Here is a 16062-nt window from a genome sequence, read left to right as displayed (position 1 = left end):
TAAGCACAACTCAATTTGAGTACGGCGAAAACCAAATCTTGGTCAACGTATGACTCGAAACTCCTTCGGGTTGTATGGTTAAGTGACTAAGCGTACACGGTGGATGCCTTGGCAGTCAGAGGCGATGAAGGACGTATTAACTTGCGATAAGCCCAGATAAGGCAGTAAAAGCCACTTGAGTCTGGGATGTCCGAATGGGGAAACCCACTGGCATAAGCCAGTATCGCTGCGTGAATACATAGCGCAGCGAGGCGAACCGGGAGAACTGAAACATCTAAGTACCCCGAGGAAAAGAAATCAACTGAGATTCCGGCAGTAGCGGCGAGCGAACCCGGATTAGCCCTTAAGCGTTTTAAGTGTTAGTGGAAGCCTCTGGAAAGTGGCGCGATACAGGGTGACAGCCCCGTACACGACAATGCTTTTAGCGTGAAAACGAGTAGGACGGGACACGTGTTATCTTGTCTGAAGATGGGGGGACCATCCTCCAAGGCTAAATACTCCTGACTGACCGATAGTGAACCAGTACCGTGAGGGAAAGGCGAAAAGAACCCCTGTGAGGGGAGTGAAATAGAACCTGAAACCGTGTACGTACAAGCAGTGGGAGCCCACTTGTTGGGTGACTGCGTACCTTTTGTATAATGGGTCAGCGACTTAATTTCAGTAGCAAGGTTAACCGCATAGGGGAGCCGTAGGGAAACCGAGTCTTAACTGGGCGTGCAGTTGCTGGAATTAGACCCGAAACCGAGTGATCTAGCCATGGGCAGGTTGAAGATTGAGTAACATCAATTGGAGGACCGAACCGACTAATGTTGAAAAATTAGCGGATGACTTGTGGCTAGGGGTGAAAGGCCAATCAAACTCGGAGATAGCTGGTTCTCCCCGAAAGCTATTTAGGTAGCGCCTCGGACGAATACTACTGGGGGTAGAGCACTGTTAAGGCTAGGGGGTCATCCCGACTTACCAACCCTTTGCAAACTCCGAATACCAGTAAGTACTATCCGGGAGACACACGGCGGGTGCTAACGTCCGTCGTGGAGAGGGAAACAACCCAGACCGCCAGCTAAGGTCCCAAAGTTATCGCTAAGTGGGAAACGATGTGGGAAGGCCCAGACAGCCAGGATGTTGGCTTAGAAGCAGCCATCATTTAAAGAAAGCGTAATAGCTCACTGGTCGAGTCGGCCTGCGCGGAAGATGTAACGGGGCTAAGCGATACACCGAAGCTGCGGCAATGCGATTAATCGTATTGGGTAGGGGAGCGTTCTGTAAGCGGCTGAAGGTGCACTGTAAGGTGTGCTGGACGTATCAGAAGTGCGAATGCTGACATGAGTAACGACAAAGGGGGTGAAAAACCTCCTCGCCGGAAGACCAAGGGTTCCTGTCCAACGTTAATCGGGGCAGGGTGAGTCGGCCCCTAAGGCGAGGCCGAAAGGCGTAGTCGATGGGAAACGGGTTAATATTCCCGTACTGCTGATAACTGCGATGGGGGGACGGAGAAGGCTAGGTGGGCCGGGCGACGGTTGTCCCGGTTCAAGGGTGTAGGCTGAGAAATTAGGTAAATCCGGTTTCTCTTAAGGCTGAGACCTGATGTCGAGCCACTACGGTGGTGAAGTCATTGATGCCATGCTTCCAGGAAAAGCCTCTAAGCTTCAGGTTATCAGTAACCGTACCCCAAACCGACACAGGTGGTCGGGTAGAGAATACCAAGGCGCTTGAGAGAACTCGGGTGAAGGAACTAGGCAAAATGGTACCGTAACTTCGGGAGAAGGTACGCTGCCCTTGGTGAAGTCCCTTGCGGATGGAGCTGAAGGCAGTCGCAGATACCAGGTGGCTGCAACTGTTTATTAAAAACATAGCACTGTGCAAATTCGAAAGAAGACGTATACGGTGTGACGCCTGCCCGGTGCCGGAAGGTTAATTGATGGGGTTAGTCTTCGGATGAAGCTCTTGATCGAAGCCCCGGTAAACGGCGGCCGTAACTATAACGGTCCTAAGGTAGCGAAATTCCTTGTCGGGTAAGTTCCGACCTGCACGAATGGCGTAATGATGGCCACGCTGTCTCCACCCGAGACTCAGTGAAATTGAAATCGCAGTGAAGATGCTGTGTACCCGCGGCTAGACGGAAAGACCCCGTGAACCTTTACTACAGCTTGGCACTGAACATTGAGCCTACATGTGTAGGATAGGTGGGAGGCTTTGAAGCGGTGACGCCAGTTGCCGTGGAGCCATCCTTGAAATACCACCCTTGTATGTTTGATGTTCTAACTTGGCCCCGTTATCCGGGGTGAGGACAGTGCCTGGTGGGTAGTTTGACTGGGGCGGTCTCCTCCCAAAGAGTAACGGAGGAGCACGAAGGTGGGCTAATCACGGTCGGACATCGTGAGGTTAGTGCAATGGCATAAGCCCGCTTGACTGCGAGAATGACGGTTCGAGCAGGTGCGAAAGCAGGTCATAGTGATCCGGTGGTTCTGAATGGAAGGGCCATCGCTCAACGGATAAAAGGTACTCCGGGGATAACAGGCTGATACCGCCCAAGAGTTCATATCGACGGCGGTGTTTGGCACCTCGATGTCGGCTCATCACATCCTGGGGCTGAAGTCGGTCCCAAGGGTATGGCTGTTCGCCATTTAAAGTGGTACGCGAGCTGGGTTTAGAACGTCGTGAGACAGTTCGGTCCCTATCTGCCGTGGGCGTTGGAGAATTGAGAGGGGCTGCTCCTAGTACGAGAGGACCGGAGTGGACGAACCTCTGGTGTTCGGGTTGTCACGCCAGTGGCATTGCCCGGTAGCTAAGTTCGGAATCGATAACCGCTGAAAGCATCTAAGCGGGAAGCGAGCCTCAAGATGAGTTCTCCCTGACACTTTAAGTGTCCTAAAGGGTTGTCGGAGACTACGACGTAGATAGGCAGGGTGTGTAAGCGCTGTGAGGCGTTGAGCTAACCTGTACTAATTGCCCGTGAGGCTTAACCATACAACACCCAAGGGGTTTTGTGCGTACTCAAGAGAATCAAACATCTTGAATGTGTAAGAGAACACGCTAGAAGACATCAGCTTTCAAGATTGTACCGAATTTGTCTGGCGACCATAGCATTGTGGCTCCACCTGAACCCATGCCGAACTCAGAAGTGAAACGCAATAGCGCCGATGGTAGTGTGGGGTCTCCCCATGTGAGAGTAGGACATCGCCAGGCTTCCAAATTGGTTTTCATCTTTTTAGAAAAAAGATGAAGGCAAAAAGTACCGCCAGAAAGGCCATCCGAAAGGATGGCCTTTTTGCGTTTGGGGAAAAGAACACGGTTCTGGGAAGACAAGGTCCTGGGAAAATCGGGAAGGGCAGAATCATGGAGAGTACGCAGTCGGGTGTGGCGAGAAAAAGCCTTGTGCAACTTCCCCCGAATCCATACATTTTCTCGCCTCTCGCCTCTCGCCTCTCGCCTCTCGCCTCTCGCCTCTCGCCTCTCGCCTCTCGCCTCTCGCCTCTCGCCTCTCGCCTCTCTAGTATTTCTACAGATACAAAAAACGGCCACCGATGATAAACACCGGGGCCGGAGACAACGCTATGCCTTGCGTTAAAGGAGATGTTAGATTGCCAGGAAGTCCTGAAGTTGTTTCATGACAGCTTCAGCGGTAGCTTTGTCTTCCATTTCTACAAAGATTCGCAGAAGTGGCTCAGTACCAGAGAAACGGGCAAGGGCCCAACCGCCATTTTTAAAGTACACTTTTGCACCATCTGCATAGCTGACCTTTTCGATTTCATAACCGAATTCAGGCAGGGATTTCTCTACATAAATCTTGTTGTAGAGGTACTCTTTTTCGGAGCGCTTGAACGTAAAGTCGCCCTCAGCAGTGTATGCATAGCCATACTTGCCGTAGATCTCATCGAGCAACTCAGACAGTTTCTTGCCGGTCACGCTGATCATTTCAACCAGCAGGCTGGAAGCGAATACGCCGTCTTTGCCCTGAATGTGCCCACGGATTGTCAGGCCACCAGAACTTTCTCCGCCAATCAGTGAGTTATCTTCTTCCATCTGGGCGCTGATGTGCTTAAAGCCGACAGGAACCTCGAATGACTTCTCTCCATGACCGGCTGCTATCTTATCAAGGATGTGGGTGGTGGCGATGTTGCGAACCACTGAACCGTTCCAGCCTTTGTATTCAAGCAGATAGTAATAGAGCAGCATCAGCACTTCGTTCGGGTGAATGAAGTTACCATTCTCGTCGATGATGCCAAGACGGTCGGCATCGCCATCAGTACCAATACCAATATCATAACCCTGGCTGGCAACAAGATGCTTGAGGCGATACAGAGTCGCCGGGCTTGGTGATGGCATCAGCCCACCGAAAGCCGGGTTTTCGCCATCGTTAATTACGTCTACGTCACAACGGCCTGTAATCAGTACAGTTTGCAGCGCGTTTTTCGCAACGCCGAACATTGGGTCAATCAGTACCCGAAGGTTGGCTTTCTTGATGGCATCGATGTCGATGAAATCAACGATTGAATCAACGAACTCGTTCATTGGGTTGATAAGCTCAATCAGCTTATCGTTGACGGCTTCTTCAAAATCTACCGCTTTAACTTCAGTCAGTTTCTCAACGCCTTCCTCAATGCGGGCAGTGATAACTTCATCTGCATCGCGGCCGCCTTTGAGAAACACCTTAATACCGTTGTAGTCGTAAGGGTTGTGAGATGCGGTCACACAGGCAGAGTAGGCACACCCCATTTGTCGTGCTTTAAACATCACAACAGGGGTTGGAACAAACTTAGTGATAAAGCTGATTCGTACACCGTTTGCAGCGAGGACTTCCGCCATCCAACGGCTTGCTTTGTCAGACAAGAAGCGGCGGTCAAAACCGACAACAAAGCCGGAATCTGCAACCTTGTCTTCATGGATAATATTGGCGAGTGCCTGGCTTACTTTTTGTACATTCTCTTTGGTGAACTCGTCGCCGATAATGGCGCGCCAGCCACCGGTACCAAAACGGATCATGACAGATCCTCCTGAAAATAATCCCTAAATCGCACTTAAAAGGGCGGCAATTGCCGCCCAATACCTTGTTAGCCCATCACTACCAGGACTTCATTAACTGAACCCGCTTCCTGAACTGGAATCGCGCCGTCAATTGGCTGACCGTTCAGGGTGACTGACTTGATGCCTTTACAAACACCGGCGGTGTTGTCCACCTTGATGTTAAATACCGCATCACGCCATTCACGACGGATTTCGAAAGAAGGCCATTCCGCAGGGATACATGGGTCAACTACCAGGCCGTCAAAGCTCAGGCGAACACCCAGGATGTAGTTAGTTGCAGCAATGTATGCCCAGCCAGAAGAACCTGTCAGCCAAGGGTGGTTGGCTTTGCCATGGTCAGGGTGATCTTTACCCATTACGAACTGGCAGTACGAGTAAGGTTCCGAGATACGCTTCTCGATCATGTCGTTCTGGTTGTATGGCAGCAGTGAGTCGTAGAACTTCATTGCGCGGTCACCACGGCCCAGCTTGGCTTCTGCAACCCATGCCCATGGGTTTGGATGCGAGAAGATAGCGCCGTTTTCTTTTACGCCCTGATACACACGGGTTACGAAGCCGATGTCATCGTTTGGCGTTGCGAATGATGGTGCGTTCAGGTGCAGGCCATATGGTGAGTAGAGGTATTCGTCTACAGCATCCATCGCTTTGGTTGCACGGTCGCCTGTTGCAACGCCGGAAACCACAGCCCAGGTGTTTGATTCGAGGTGGACCTTGCCTTCTTCCTGTGTGTGGGTACCAACTTTCTCACCATGCTTGGTGATGCCGCGGATATACCAATCACCATCCCACAGGTTGTTTTCACATGCCTGGCGTACACCTTCTGCCATGGTGGCGTATTTGTCAGCGTCAGTGCCACGGCCCAGGAAGTTGGCTGCGTCAACGAATTCCTGCAGAGCCCAGAAGTGGAGGAAGGAAACCATTGCACTTTCACCACCACCCAGGTTGAGGCAGTCGTTCCAGTCTGCACGCAGGCCTTTACAGATACCGGTCTGTCCAACGTGTTTGGCTGAGAAATCCAGGATACGGGTCATGTGTTCGTACACAGTACCTTCACCGCCGTCAGCGTAGGTTACAACCAGGTCGAAGAAATCAACATCACCGGTTTCCATTACATAGCGACAGATTGTCGGAACCAGCCACAGCGCGTCATCAGAACAGGTGTCATCGAGGCCATGGATCTTGTCTGAATCACTTGGTGTAGGAACAACCGTCGGTGACTTGGACGGCGCGACATCAGGGATCTCTGGATCGAACCAGTCAGGATCAAACAGGTGCAGGCCGTAACCCTCTTTTACCTGTCCACGAAGCAAGTCGATGATACGCTTGCGGGTCATCGGCGCGTTGGTGTGAGGTACAGCCATGGAATCCTGGGCGGTATCACGGTACCCCAGGCCGGTACGGCCACCTACTTCAATGAAGGAGGCAAAGCGGGACCAAACCACACAGGTTTCAGCCTGGTACAGTGTCCAGGTGTTGATCATGGTGTCCAGGCCTTCATGCGGCGTTTTTACCTGGAACTTGCTGCAACGCTCATCCCAGTGGGCCTTGATACCTGCAAATGCAGCGTCAATGGTTTCCATGTTCTGGTATTTTGCACGCATTTCCTGGGATTGTTGTTTACCAATACCCAGAACAACGCTGAATCGTACTTCTTCACCCGGCTGCAGTACAAACTGCTTGTGAAGAGCACCACACTGGTTATAACAGGTCTGCACATGGTTGGAACAATGGCCGTTTTCCAGTGCGATTGGATTGGCTTCGTCACGGTACATGCCGATAAAGCTGTCGCGCTGGCCATCATAGCTGTCCGGATCGAAGCTCGCGGTCAGGTAGTAGAAACCGGTGAAGTCATCAGTGTTGTAGTAGAGATCGTAGAGGATCACGCCATCATTATAAGACGTACCGCATGAGTACAAGCTCATCTGGTGGTTCTGGTTATCAGACTGGATATGGCTGAATGAGAACTCAACATATGGGAATGCGCTGATGGTGCGGACTTCGTTGCTGTCGTTACGCAGGCGTACATCCCAGACTTCACAGTCATCGCCTTTAGGTACAAACAGCGTTTTTTCAGCATGGATGCCGTTGTAATCACAGGTGAACTTCGAGTAAGACAGGCCGTGACGGACTTCGTACTTTGCCTGCTCCAAGCTCTTGGCTACCGGTTGCCAGGAGATACTCCAGAAATCACCTGATGCATCATCGCGCAGGTAAACGTAATGGCCTGGACGGTCTTGGGTAAAGTTCGGGCGGAACTTGGTCACGCGGTGGTGTTCAGGAGACTTGTAGAAAGAGTAACCACCTGCGTTGTGCGAGATTACCGTACAGAATTTCTCAGTACCCAGGTAGTTTGTCCACGGAGCCGGGACATCAGGGCGGGTAATGACATATTCCCTGTTTGCATTGTCAAAAAAGCCGTATTTCATTTGGGTAATTCCTTATCTAAGATTCTGAAACTCAATCTCACAAACGGTAATTAATACCTTGACGGTCAAGGTGTTTTAGATGACCGGCAAGTCGGGACAGAAAGTCGTTCCAGTCCCTTTGTTCCTTACTGCTCCAGCACACTTCAGCAATGGCGGGAAGCCTCGGGTAAACCATGTAGTCAAAGCGGCTCTGGGTATGGATAAATTCACACCAGAGAGCACATTGAATACCAAGGATTTGGTGACGCTTTGGCGAGTCATAAGGCAGGTCTGCCAAAGGTTCATAGCTGTATGATTTTTCAAGAGGCACAACGCCTCCCCATGTGGCACCGGCTTCATCAGCAGCGTTGCTCTGGGTCATGTCGAGATAGGTGTACTGACCAGGTTGCATCACGACGTCATAACCGCTTTCCACACAATCCTGGCCTGCCTGCTCACTTGACCATGAGTAAATAACGGTGTCTTTGCTCACTTTGTCGCCGTGGACGGCTTCTTCCCAGCCCAGCATTCGCTTGCCTTTGCCATGAAGATATTCTTCTGCATAGCGAAGAAGGTGCCCTTGGAGCTCTTTCGGATCCCTGTAACCCTGTTTTTCCATCAGTGCCTGGCATGCTGGACTGTCAGTCCAGACGCCCTGAGGTACTTCATCCGCACCAATATGAATGTATGGGCTCGGGAAAAGCTCGCAAACTTCATCGAGAATATTGCGAAGGAAGGTGTAGGTGCCTTCAATACCCGGGTTCAACACATTGTCCGAATAGTTTTGAATGCTGCGGTAACGGGATTGATCCTGTTCTTCTACCAGCAGATCTGGCAGAGACTTGATGGCTGCACGTGAATGCCCGGGAATGTCAATTTCCGGGACAACGGTAACGCCACGTTTCGCGGCAAATGCGATAACTTCACGAACTTCTTTCTTGGAGTAAAAACCGCCATGGCGCTTGTTCAGCTCAGTAAACTGGGGTTCGATATTTTCCTCAGGACCGCGCCATGCACCGATTTCAGTCAGTTCCGGGTATGCATCAATTTCGATACGCCAGCCTTCGTCGTCTGTCAGGTGCCATTGAAAGTAATTGAACTTGTAGCGGGCAAGCTGATTGATGAGTCTCTTCACCCGGGAAAGTGGATGGAAGTGACGGGCACAGTCCAGCATCATGCCCCGGTAAGCAAAGCGTGGTTTGTCTTCAATCGTGACGCATGGCATCACGTAGCTCGCTTCTGCCCGGTGCGATGGGTAGGCTGGAAGCAGTTGGAGAAGCGTGGACACTGCAGCAACAAAACCCTCATGACTGTCTGCAAACACGTCGATGTGGTCTCGCGCGACGTTGAGGATATAGGCGCCGGCTTTGAGATCAGTGAGCAGATGACGTTTAAAGTGAATTTGGCCCTTTGATGTCATCGGAACCGGCGTGCCGGTATGTTCTTCGAGCTCCTCAGACAACCAGCTGGCCGCCATCTGGGCCATTTCAGTCTCAACAGAAATACTGAGCAGGTTTGTCAGGGCAAATTGGCCAGGTTTTCTTGCTACGGCATAGGGGCGAGGGATCAGGCTCAGGTCCGCCGCATCAGGCAGCTTCAGTGCTTGTGGAGGCAGATGGCCAAGACCCAGGTCTGTCGGTGTATGCTCGGCTGTGTAGGCCTGGCAATTTCCGTTTTGTGTCACCAGTACACAGGCTTCCCCAATGGTATCCTCAGTGGAAACGAGAGGTGCGCAATTTATGGAAAATTCCACATAATGGTGGCCATAGGCTGGCAGGCTTTCCTGTGCTGTGTATTTACACAAATAACCAACCTGCTCCATTGAGCCATGGGAGAGTGAGTTGGGGTCTATATACCGACCGAAAGAAAACGTCAGTTGCCAGTTACGGATGTGTTCTTCGCCCAGATTGTGTAATGTCAAAGCGAAGCGGCTGTTGTCTGGTTTTGCTTCCAGCAAGCTTAAATCAACGCGGAAATTCATGCTGTCGCCTCTTCATGGGCATATAAATTGTGTTGGCCCTTTGCCATGAGGATGGCTCCGTCCATTGCATCCCCGGCCGGGGTGACCAGCAGTTGTTGGAAAGGGGGCTTCAGCCAGGGGACGATACGCTCACCAATACTTCCCATCAGACAGACCCGGTTTGCCCCAAGCTTTCTGAGGCCACCAAGCCACATTTCGATATCGGCAGCTGTTTGGGATAGCAAATCTACAGCCAGTTCATCACTGTTATTGGCATGCGCAAAAATAGCAGGTGAAAACTGGCCGTAATCACAAGGGCGTGCGCTTTTTGACCAGGTGACAATTTCATCCAGGTCATGCTTGAAATGCGCAAGCACCTCTTCTGCCAAAGGTGTGATGGTGAGAAGGCCGTCTGCGGCAAGAAGGGTTTTCTGAATCAGGCGCAATCCCATAATGGCACCGCCGCCCTGGTCAGAAATCGGGAATTCCCTGCCACCGATAACCGAGCATTCGCCTGCTGCCTGGACAATCCCACATGAACCAGTACCTGCAATTAAAATTGCACCATCATCCCCATTGAACGCGCCCATCAAAGCACCGTACGCATCGGTGTTAAGGGTGACATGGCCATAGACATGAGGCGGTTTCATAAATTCATGCCATGCTGAACGTTGTTCTGCACCCGCCAGAGCCAGGCCAACAGCTATTTGGTCAAACTGTGAGGCAGGGATCCCTGCTTGTCCTGCTGCTTCAGAAATCGCCCGGTTGATAGAGGACCACGCCAAATCAGTGCCAAGAAGTATGTTGGCGCTCCCGGTTTTGGCTTCTCCCAGTTGCTGACCCTGCTTGTCGGTGATTCGGGCACGGCAGGAGGTGCCGCCACCGTCGACCCCACAATAGAAATTAATCATGACTGTGAGCCTTGTACTGCTGTGCAACAGCAATCAGGTACCAACTGGCGTGCGGGATCCATTGCTCACCCCAACGCCAGTTTTGCAGCATGTCGTCTTTCTGCCCCAGTGGCTTGAAAGCTATGTCATGCTCATTTTCAAAACCTGCTGTGATACCGTTGCAAATGCCACCCTTGGCATTGGTAAAACCGATCTCAGGTAGATAATCCGGATTGTTATAACCGTGGCCGTCCAGCATGCACATATCGTACGGGTTCAGGCCAAGAATCCAGTTGAGCGAAGACTGGGCAAAGGCTTCAAGCCCCGCCGGTAATGTGTCCAGTGTATTTGTGTTCAGTGCCAAATATGCCATGGCAGCCAGCGAGCCCAAACGGGCATTTTCGCCTTGCCACCAGTAACCGGATTCGTTGTTGTGTGCGACAAAGAATCGGCTTTCTTTTTCTCCGTCTACTGGTTTGACGTATTGGCGTGGATAACCGAAAGGATTGGTTTCCTCCTCCGTTATCTTTAATTCAAAAAGCAGCGCATTGAGCAGTACCTGTTGGTAGGTTTCGCGCAGTGGACATTCGGAATCCACCTCGAGGTACTGCATCAATGCGATAGCTGGCAGGCCGGCATCAGCTGCATGGTAGAAAGGACGGCTACCTGCTTCGTCTGTGGCCCAATAGTTTGCGACACGCTCATCGCTTGACTGGCAACGCACCAGTTTTTCAGCCCAATACCGGGCTTCAAATAGAAAAGAACACTGTTTAGTGCTGCGATACAACTCGGTGGCTGCCATCAGAGCACAATAAAAATCGATAATATTTTCCTGTCCGTTGTCGAGGTAACGGACATTGTTCTCAAGCAGGTGCCAATAACCACGGGTTGCATGTGAAAGATATAAGGATGATGGATACTCTCCACCTGCATCGGTAATACGTGCTGCGCGAGCCAGTGCTGCGATGGCCATTCCCCCGCCCTGACGGAAACCAGCCTGAAATGCATCAGACTTATGTCCACTCTGGGTCGCGTAAGCACAGATTTCGCGCTGTTTGGTATCTTTGCTCCACTTGTCAAAGACTGTCATGTAGAAGAAACCTTCCGGGTCTTGCATACGGACCAGGAAGTCTGCCCCGAACAGGGCCTCATCTTGCAAGCGGGTGCGGACAAACAATGGGTAGTCGGATGCTTCTAAATCTTCCAGGGCTTTCAGCATGTTCCAGACAACCATCGGGATCTGCTGTGGGTTCAGGTAGTTGGCATAAGAGAGGTGGCTTAGGTATTTACTCACATCCCCTGAAGCGTCGTACCAACCGCCATGAACATCTGCGGTTTTGTTGCTGCCATACAGCAGGGCTGTATGGTCTTTTGCATCGAACTTACCGCTGCAACGCTGGGATTTGAAGTAATGAATAACGTCAGAGAACGTCTCTTTCATTAACAGGTTTTGTTCAATCCTGAACGCCGGGGAATAGGTCTCTCCGGCTTTCAGACTGTACTCACCGCAAGTCTCAATGTGTGTAAAATCAACCAGGTAATATGTACCTGTGTGCCATTGGTCTACGGTGCCGCAAGCAGTAACGGGCAGCTGCTTCCTTTCTTGCCCGGTAACGCGGTCTATCAGGGAAACAAACGAAGGTACCAACTCATTAGATCCAGCCTGTATAACGGCCTGCTTGGTCGCCTTTTTTTCGTATCCGATATGATTGGTCAGCAGCTGCATGTCTTCCTCGCTTACTCGTACAGGTAGCAACGTACAAAGTGGTTATCAGCCAGCTTTGTTACTTCCGGCAGCTTTTCACGGCACTTGGCACTGGCATGCAGACAGCGGCCAGCAAATGGGCAGCCGACTGAGTCCGGTGTCCACAGCGGGATTTCACCCTTGTTGCCTTCAAGCTTTTCGTGGATCGATTTGCTTGGATCCGGTACAGCTGATACCAGCAGGCGAGTATATGGGTGCTGAGGCCGGTGGATGATTTCCTCACAGTCACCCCATTCAACCATGTGGCCTACATACATTACTGCCAGATCTTCAGCGATGTAGCGTGCTGTTGCGATGTCGTGGGTGATATATAAAAGAGCCATCTCTTTTTCGAACTTCATCTCTTCCATCAGGTTCAAGACACCTGCACGGATAGAAACGTCGAGCATTGAGGTTGGCTCATCAGCCAGGACTACTTCTGCACCTACAGCAATGTTACGGGCCAGGTTTACACGCTGGCGCTGACCACCAGAGAGCTGGTGTGGGTACTTGGCAGCGGTCTCTTTTGGTGGAGTCAGGCCAACCTGATCCAGCAGTTCATACACACGCTCTTCAAGCTCTTTTTTGCTACCGGATACCTTGTTGTGGATCTGGAGCGGGCGAGCAATATGGTGGAAGATCGTATGGGTTGGGTTCAGGGAGCCGAACGGATCCTGCCAAACCATCTGGATGCCCTGACGATAGTTCATCAGGTCTTCCTTGCTGGTGATCTCCTGGATATCACGGCCTTTGTATTTGATAACACCGTGAGTAGGTTCGTACATCTTGGCGATGATCTTGGCGGAAGTGGACTTACCTGAACCAGACTCGCCTACCACTGACAGCCCGCGGCTTTTGTAGAGCTTGAACGATACATCGTTCAGTGCGCGCATCATTGGCTTGTTCAGCGATGTACTGTTAATTGGGAAATCCTTGACCAGGTTTTTCCCTTCAATGATTGGTGTACCCAAATCTTTACTCATAATTGACTCCTGAAACCTCTGCTACGCTTACTTGCGGCCATTTACGATATGGCAGTTGGATAACCGGTTTGCTTCGATTTCCCGCAGGCAAGTAGCCTGTTTGAAGCATGCTTCTGTCGTCTTGCTACAACGAGCCTGGAAGCGGCAGCCTTGTGGGATCTGCAGCAGGTTCAGAGGGTTACCCGGGATACCTACGAGTTTGTTTTTTGGCCCGGTCAGGTTAGGGAACGAGCTGGATAAACCCTCGGTGTAAGGGTGGTAAGGGGTTTTCAGGATCTCTTTTGACGGAGCAACTTCTACCAGTTCACCGGCATACATGACGCCGATACGGTCGGTAAACTCAACCATCAATGAAAGGTCATGAGTGATAAACAGGATAGAGAAACCAAACTCTTCCTTCAGGTCATAGATCTTTTGCAGGATCTCGCGCTGAACTACCACATCCAGAGCCGTGGTTGGCTCGTCCATGATGATCATCTTAGGGTTCAGAGCCAGTGCGATTGCGATAACCAGGCGCTGACGCATACCACCGGAAAACTGGTGAGGGTAGTCATTTAGGCGGCTTGGGTGGATATCAACAATCTCCAACAGTCCCTCAGCACGGCGACGAGCCTGCTCACGGGTCATGTTAGTGTGGCGCATGATAACGTCACAGAACTGCTCTTCCATGGTAAGAACCGGGTTGAGCGCGTTCATCGCTGACTGGAAAACCATGGACATCTCTTTCCAGCGGAAATCAGACATACGGCTGTCGCTGTATTTCATGATGTTTTCGCCGTTGAAGATGACTTCACCACCGCTGATAAAAGCTGGCGGCTTGTGCAGGCGCATCAGGGAAAAAGCTACTGTTGACTTACCACAGCCGGATTCACCGGCCAGGCCGAACACTTCACCGCGTCCGAGATCAAAGCTTACGTTGTTTACTGCGCGGACATCGCCCGCGTCAGTAATGTAGTCCACACACAGGTTGCGGATTGAGATCAGTGGTTCGTTATTACTCATTTGTCACCGCTCCATAAGGCATTCTGTGGTACAGCCGGCTTAACATCACGCTCAGCTTTTTCTTGCTCTTGCATCTTTTTCCAGCGACGCAGGCCTTTCTGGGCGCGAAGCTGTGGGTTAGCGATTTCGTCTACACCAAAGTTGAGCAGAGCAAGGCCAACCGCCACGATAATCAATGCAATACACGGAGCCAGGACTTCCCACCAAGCGCCAATCAGCATGGATGAGGAGGTTTGTACGTTGTAGAGCATGGCACCCCAGCTGATGGTGTTCGGGCTACCCATACCCAGGAAGGAGATGGTGGATTCCATCATGATGGCGTACATCACAGAGCCGATGAAGCTTGCGCCCACGATGGAGATAAGGTTTGGCAGCAGTTCTACGAAGATGATGCGCCATGAAGACTCGCCCAGAACTTCTGCAGCCTTTACAAACTCTTTCTCACGCAGGGCCATGGTTTGGGAGCGGACTACACGGGCGCCCCAGGCCCAGGAGGTACAGCCGATTATCATGGCTATGACAAGCGGGCTTGCCTCCCCAATGAAAGCTGCGAGTACAAACAGCAATGGGTATTGAGGAATAACCAGCATGATGTTCATCGCTGCGGTGAGGGTATCGTCAACCTTGCCACCAAAGTAGCCGGCGCTTACGCCAATCAGGGTTGCCAGGGTTACTACCACCAGGCCTGCACCAAAACCAACACCCAGAGAGATGCGAGCACCGTGTACCAGTTGTGACCAAACGTCACGGCCCATACGGGTAGTACCCATAACATGGTCGGCCTTCTTTGACATCATCAGGGTACGGCGGTCTGTCGCGAGGTTTTCTGCTACCCAGCCCTGAGGGTCGCTCTTGGCTGCCTTAACCACGAATGAAGGATATTCGTGAGGGTTACCCGTGCGCTTGTCAGGTACATGCTTTGACAGGAACGGGGCAAAAATTGCAATCAGGATAAACAGACCCAGGATGACGACACCAGCCAGTGCCTTCGGGTTACCTTTTAAGATGTTGATAATCTGAGACATGATTATTTACCTCCCTTACGCAGGCGTGGGTCGAGGTAGACGTAAAGAACGTCGGCGAGGAAGTTAAAGAACAGCATGAAGATAGTCATGATGAACAACTGGCCTTGGATAACCTGGTAGTCACGGGCGATGATAGCTTTAAGAAGCAGAGAGCCCAGACCTGGATAGTTGAAAATCATCTCGATAATCAACTGACCGCCGATAGCCATACCCAAAGACATAGACAGAGCAGTTACTGATGGCAGAAGGGCGTTACGTGCTGCGTATTTGAATACCACGCGGTTTTCACTCAGGCCCTTACCTTTTGCCATCGTGATGTAGTCTTCGTTCAGCAGGTTAATCATGTTGTTACGCATGTTAACCAGGAAGCCACCAACCTGAATGATGGATGCACAGAACAAAGGAAGTACTGCGTGGTAAGCGACATCCTTATAGAACGCAGGGTCGGTCCAGTTCGCCAGGGTACCCGGTGTATAGGCATAACCGGTTGGGAACCAGCTCAAGCCGATAGCGAAGGTAAAGAGCGCCAGCATTGAGGTAACCATTGGAGGTACAGCCTGGATAACCAGCATTCCCGGGGAGATAAAGGTATCGAAGCGGCTGCCGCGTTTCCATGCAGCAAAAATACCAAGCAGTGAGCCCAAGGAGAATGACAGAACAACAGAGGTACCAGCCAGGAACAGTGACCAGCCAAAAGCACCGCCAATCAGCTGGTTAACGGTCATTGGGAAAAATTGGATAGAGGTACCCAGCTCCCAGGACAGAATACTTTTGATATACGTGAAGTACTGAGTCAGCAAGCCACCATCTACAAAGCCCAGCAGCTTCTTCATTGCCTCGATTCGTTCAGGAGTAACCTGCACGGTCGCGTTGGCAAACATCATGGTGACAGGATCGCCCGGCATCGCTCGGGGAATGATGAAATTCAGTGTGGCTGCAAACAAAAGGGCAACCAGATAAAACCCTAATCTTTTTAAGAAAAAACCCATAATCACACCCTTAATTTCCAGCTATATTCATATCCCTGA

Annotated in this window: 9 protein-coding genes and 2 rRNA genes; 2 read left to right on the top strand and 9 right to left on the bottom strand. The window is 51.3% G+C overall.

Features of this window, described 5'->3' with window-relative positions; all coding sequences use genetic code 11:
- Positions 1 to 76 precede the first annotated feature (76 nt).
- A 23S ribosomal RNA gene (locus NF212_RS14715) occupies positions 77 to 2967 on the top strand.
- Positions 2968 to 3070: 103 nt separating this feature from the next.
- Positions 3071 to 3186: ribosomal RNA gene (gene rrf, locus NF212_RS14710) — 5S ribosomal RNA — on the top strand.
- A 390-nt stretch (positions 3187 to 3576) separates the two neighbouring features.
- Here the strand turns inward: rrf and NF212_RS14705 are convergent.
- The 9 genes from NF212_RS14705 to NF212_RS14665 all read right to left on the bottom strand — a co-directional run bounded on the left by NF212_RS14705 (position 3577) and on the right by NF212_RS14665 (position 16023).
- Complete coding sequence (locus NF212_RS14705) at positions 3577 to 4983, bottom strand: phosphoglucomutase/phosphomannomutase family protein (protein ID WP_434356901.1); 1407 nt, start codon at positions 4981 to 4983, stop codon at positions 3577 to 3579.
- 68 nt (positions 4984 to 5051) lie between these two features.
- Positions 5052 to 7451, bottom strand: coding sequence for a GH36-type glycosyl hydrolase domain-containing protein (locus NF212_RS14700; RefSeq protein ID WP_434356899.1), 2400 nt, complete (start codon positions 7449 to 7451; stop codon positions 5052 to 5054).
- A gap of 37 nt (positions 7452 to 7488) precedes the next feature.
- Entirely contained in the window at positions 7489 to 9411 is a 1923-nt protein-coding gene (locus NF212_RS14695) for a beta-N-acetylhexosaminidase (protein ID WP_434356897.1), read from the bottom strand.
- Complete coding sequence (locus NF212_RS14690; RefSeq protein WP_434356895.1) at positions 9408 to 10301, bottom strand: BadF/BadG/BcrA/BcrD ATPase family protein; 894 nt, start codon at positions 10299 to 10301, stop codon at positions 9408 to 9410. The genes NF212_RS14695 and NF212_RS14690 overlap by 4 nt, the downstream gene beginning before the upstream one ends.
- Positions 10294 to 12006: a glycoside hydrolase family 9 protein gene (locus tag NF212_RS14685; protein WP_434356893.1), complete on the bottom strand. Its 1713-nt coding sequence runs from the start codon at positions 12004 to 12006 to the stop codon at positions 10294 to 10296. The genes NF212_RS14690 and NF212_RS14685 overlap by 8 nt, the downstream gene beginning before the upstream one ends.
- An 11-nt stretch (positions 12007 to 12017) precedes the next feature.
- The gene (locus NF212_RS14680; RefSeq protein WP_434356891.1) at positions 12018 to 13007 is read right to left on the bottom strand and encodes an ABC transporter ATP-binding protein; all 990 of its coding nucleotides are present in this window, start codon (positions 13005 to 13007) and stop codon (positions 12018 to 12020) included.
- Positions 13008 to 13034: 27 nt separating this feature from the next.
- Positions 13035 to 14009, bottom strand: a complete 975-nt coding sequence (locus tag NF212_RS14675; RefSeq protein WP_434356889.1) for an ABC transporter ATP-binding protein — start codon at positions 14007 to 14009, stop codon at positions 13035 to 13037.
- The gene (locus NF212_RS14670) at positions 14006 to 15034 is read right to left on the bottom strand and encodes an ABC transporter permease (RefSeq protein WP_434356887.1); all 1029 of its coding nucleotides are present in this window, start codon (positions 15032 to 15034) and stop codon (positions 14006 to 14008) included. Before NF212_RS14670 ends, NF212_RS14675 begins: the two co-directional genes overlap by 4 nt.
- A gap of 2 nt (positions 15035 to 15036) precedes the next feature.
- Positions 15037 to 16023 carry an ABC transporter permease gene (locus NF212_RS14665; protein ID WP_434356885.1) on the bottom strand — a complete coding sequence of 329 codons (987 nt, stop codon included), beginning with the start codon at positions 16021 to 16023 and terminating at the stop codon, positions 15037 to 15039.
- Between the last annotated feature and the right edge of the window lie 39 nt (positions 16024 to 16062).

Origin of the sequence: Parasalinivibrio latis, from assembly GCF_036825535.1 — a bacterium.
Taxonomy (GTDB): domain Bacteria; phylum Pseudomonadota; class Gammaproteobacteria; order Enterobacterales; family Vibrionaceae; genus Parasalinivibrio; species Parasalinivibrio latis.
The sequence above is the reverse complement of the archived record's forward strand: the minus strand, read 5'-3'. Positions and strand labels throughout refer to the sequence as shown.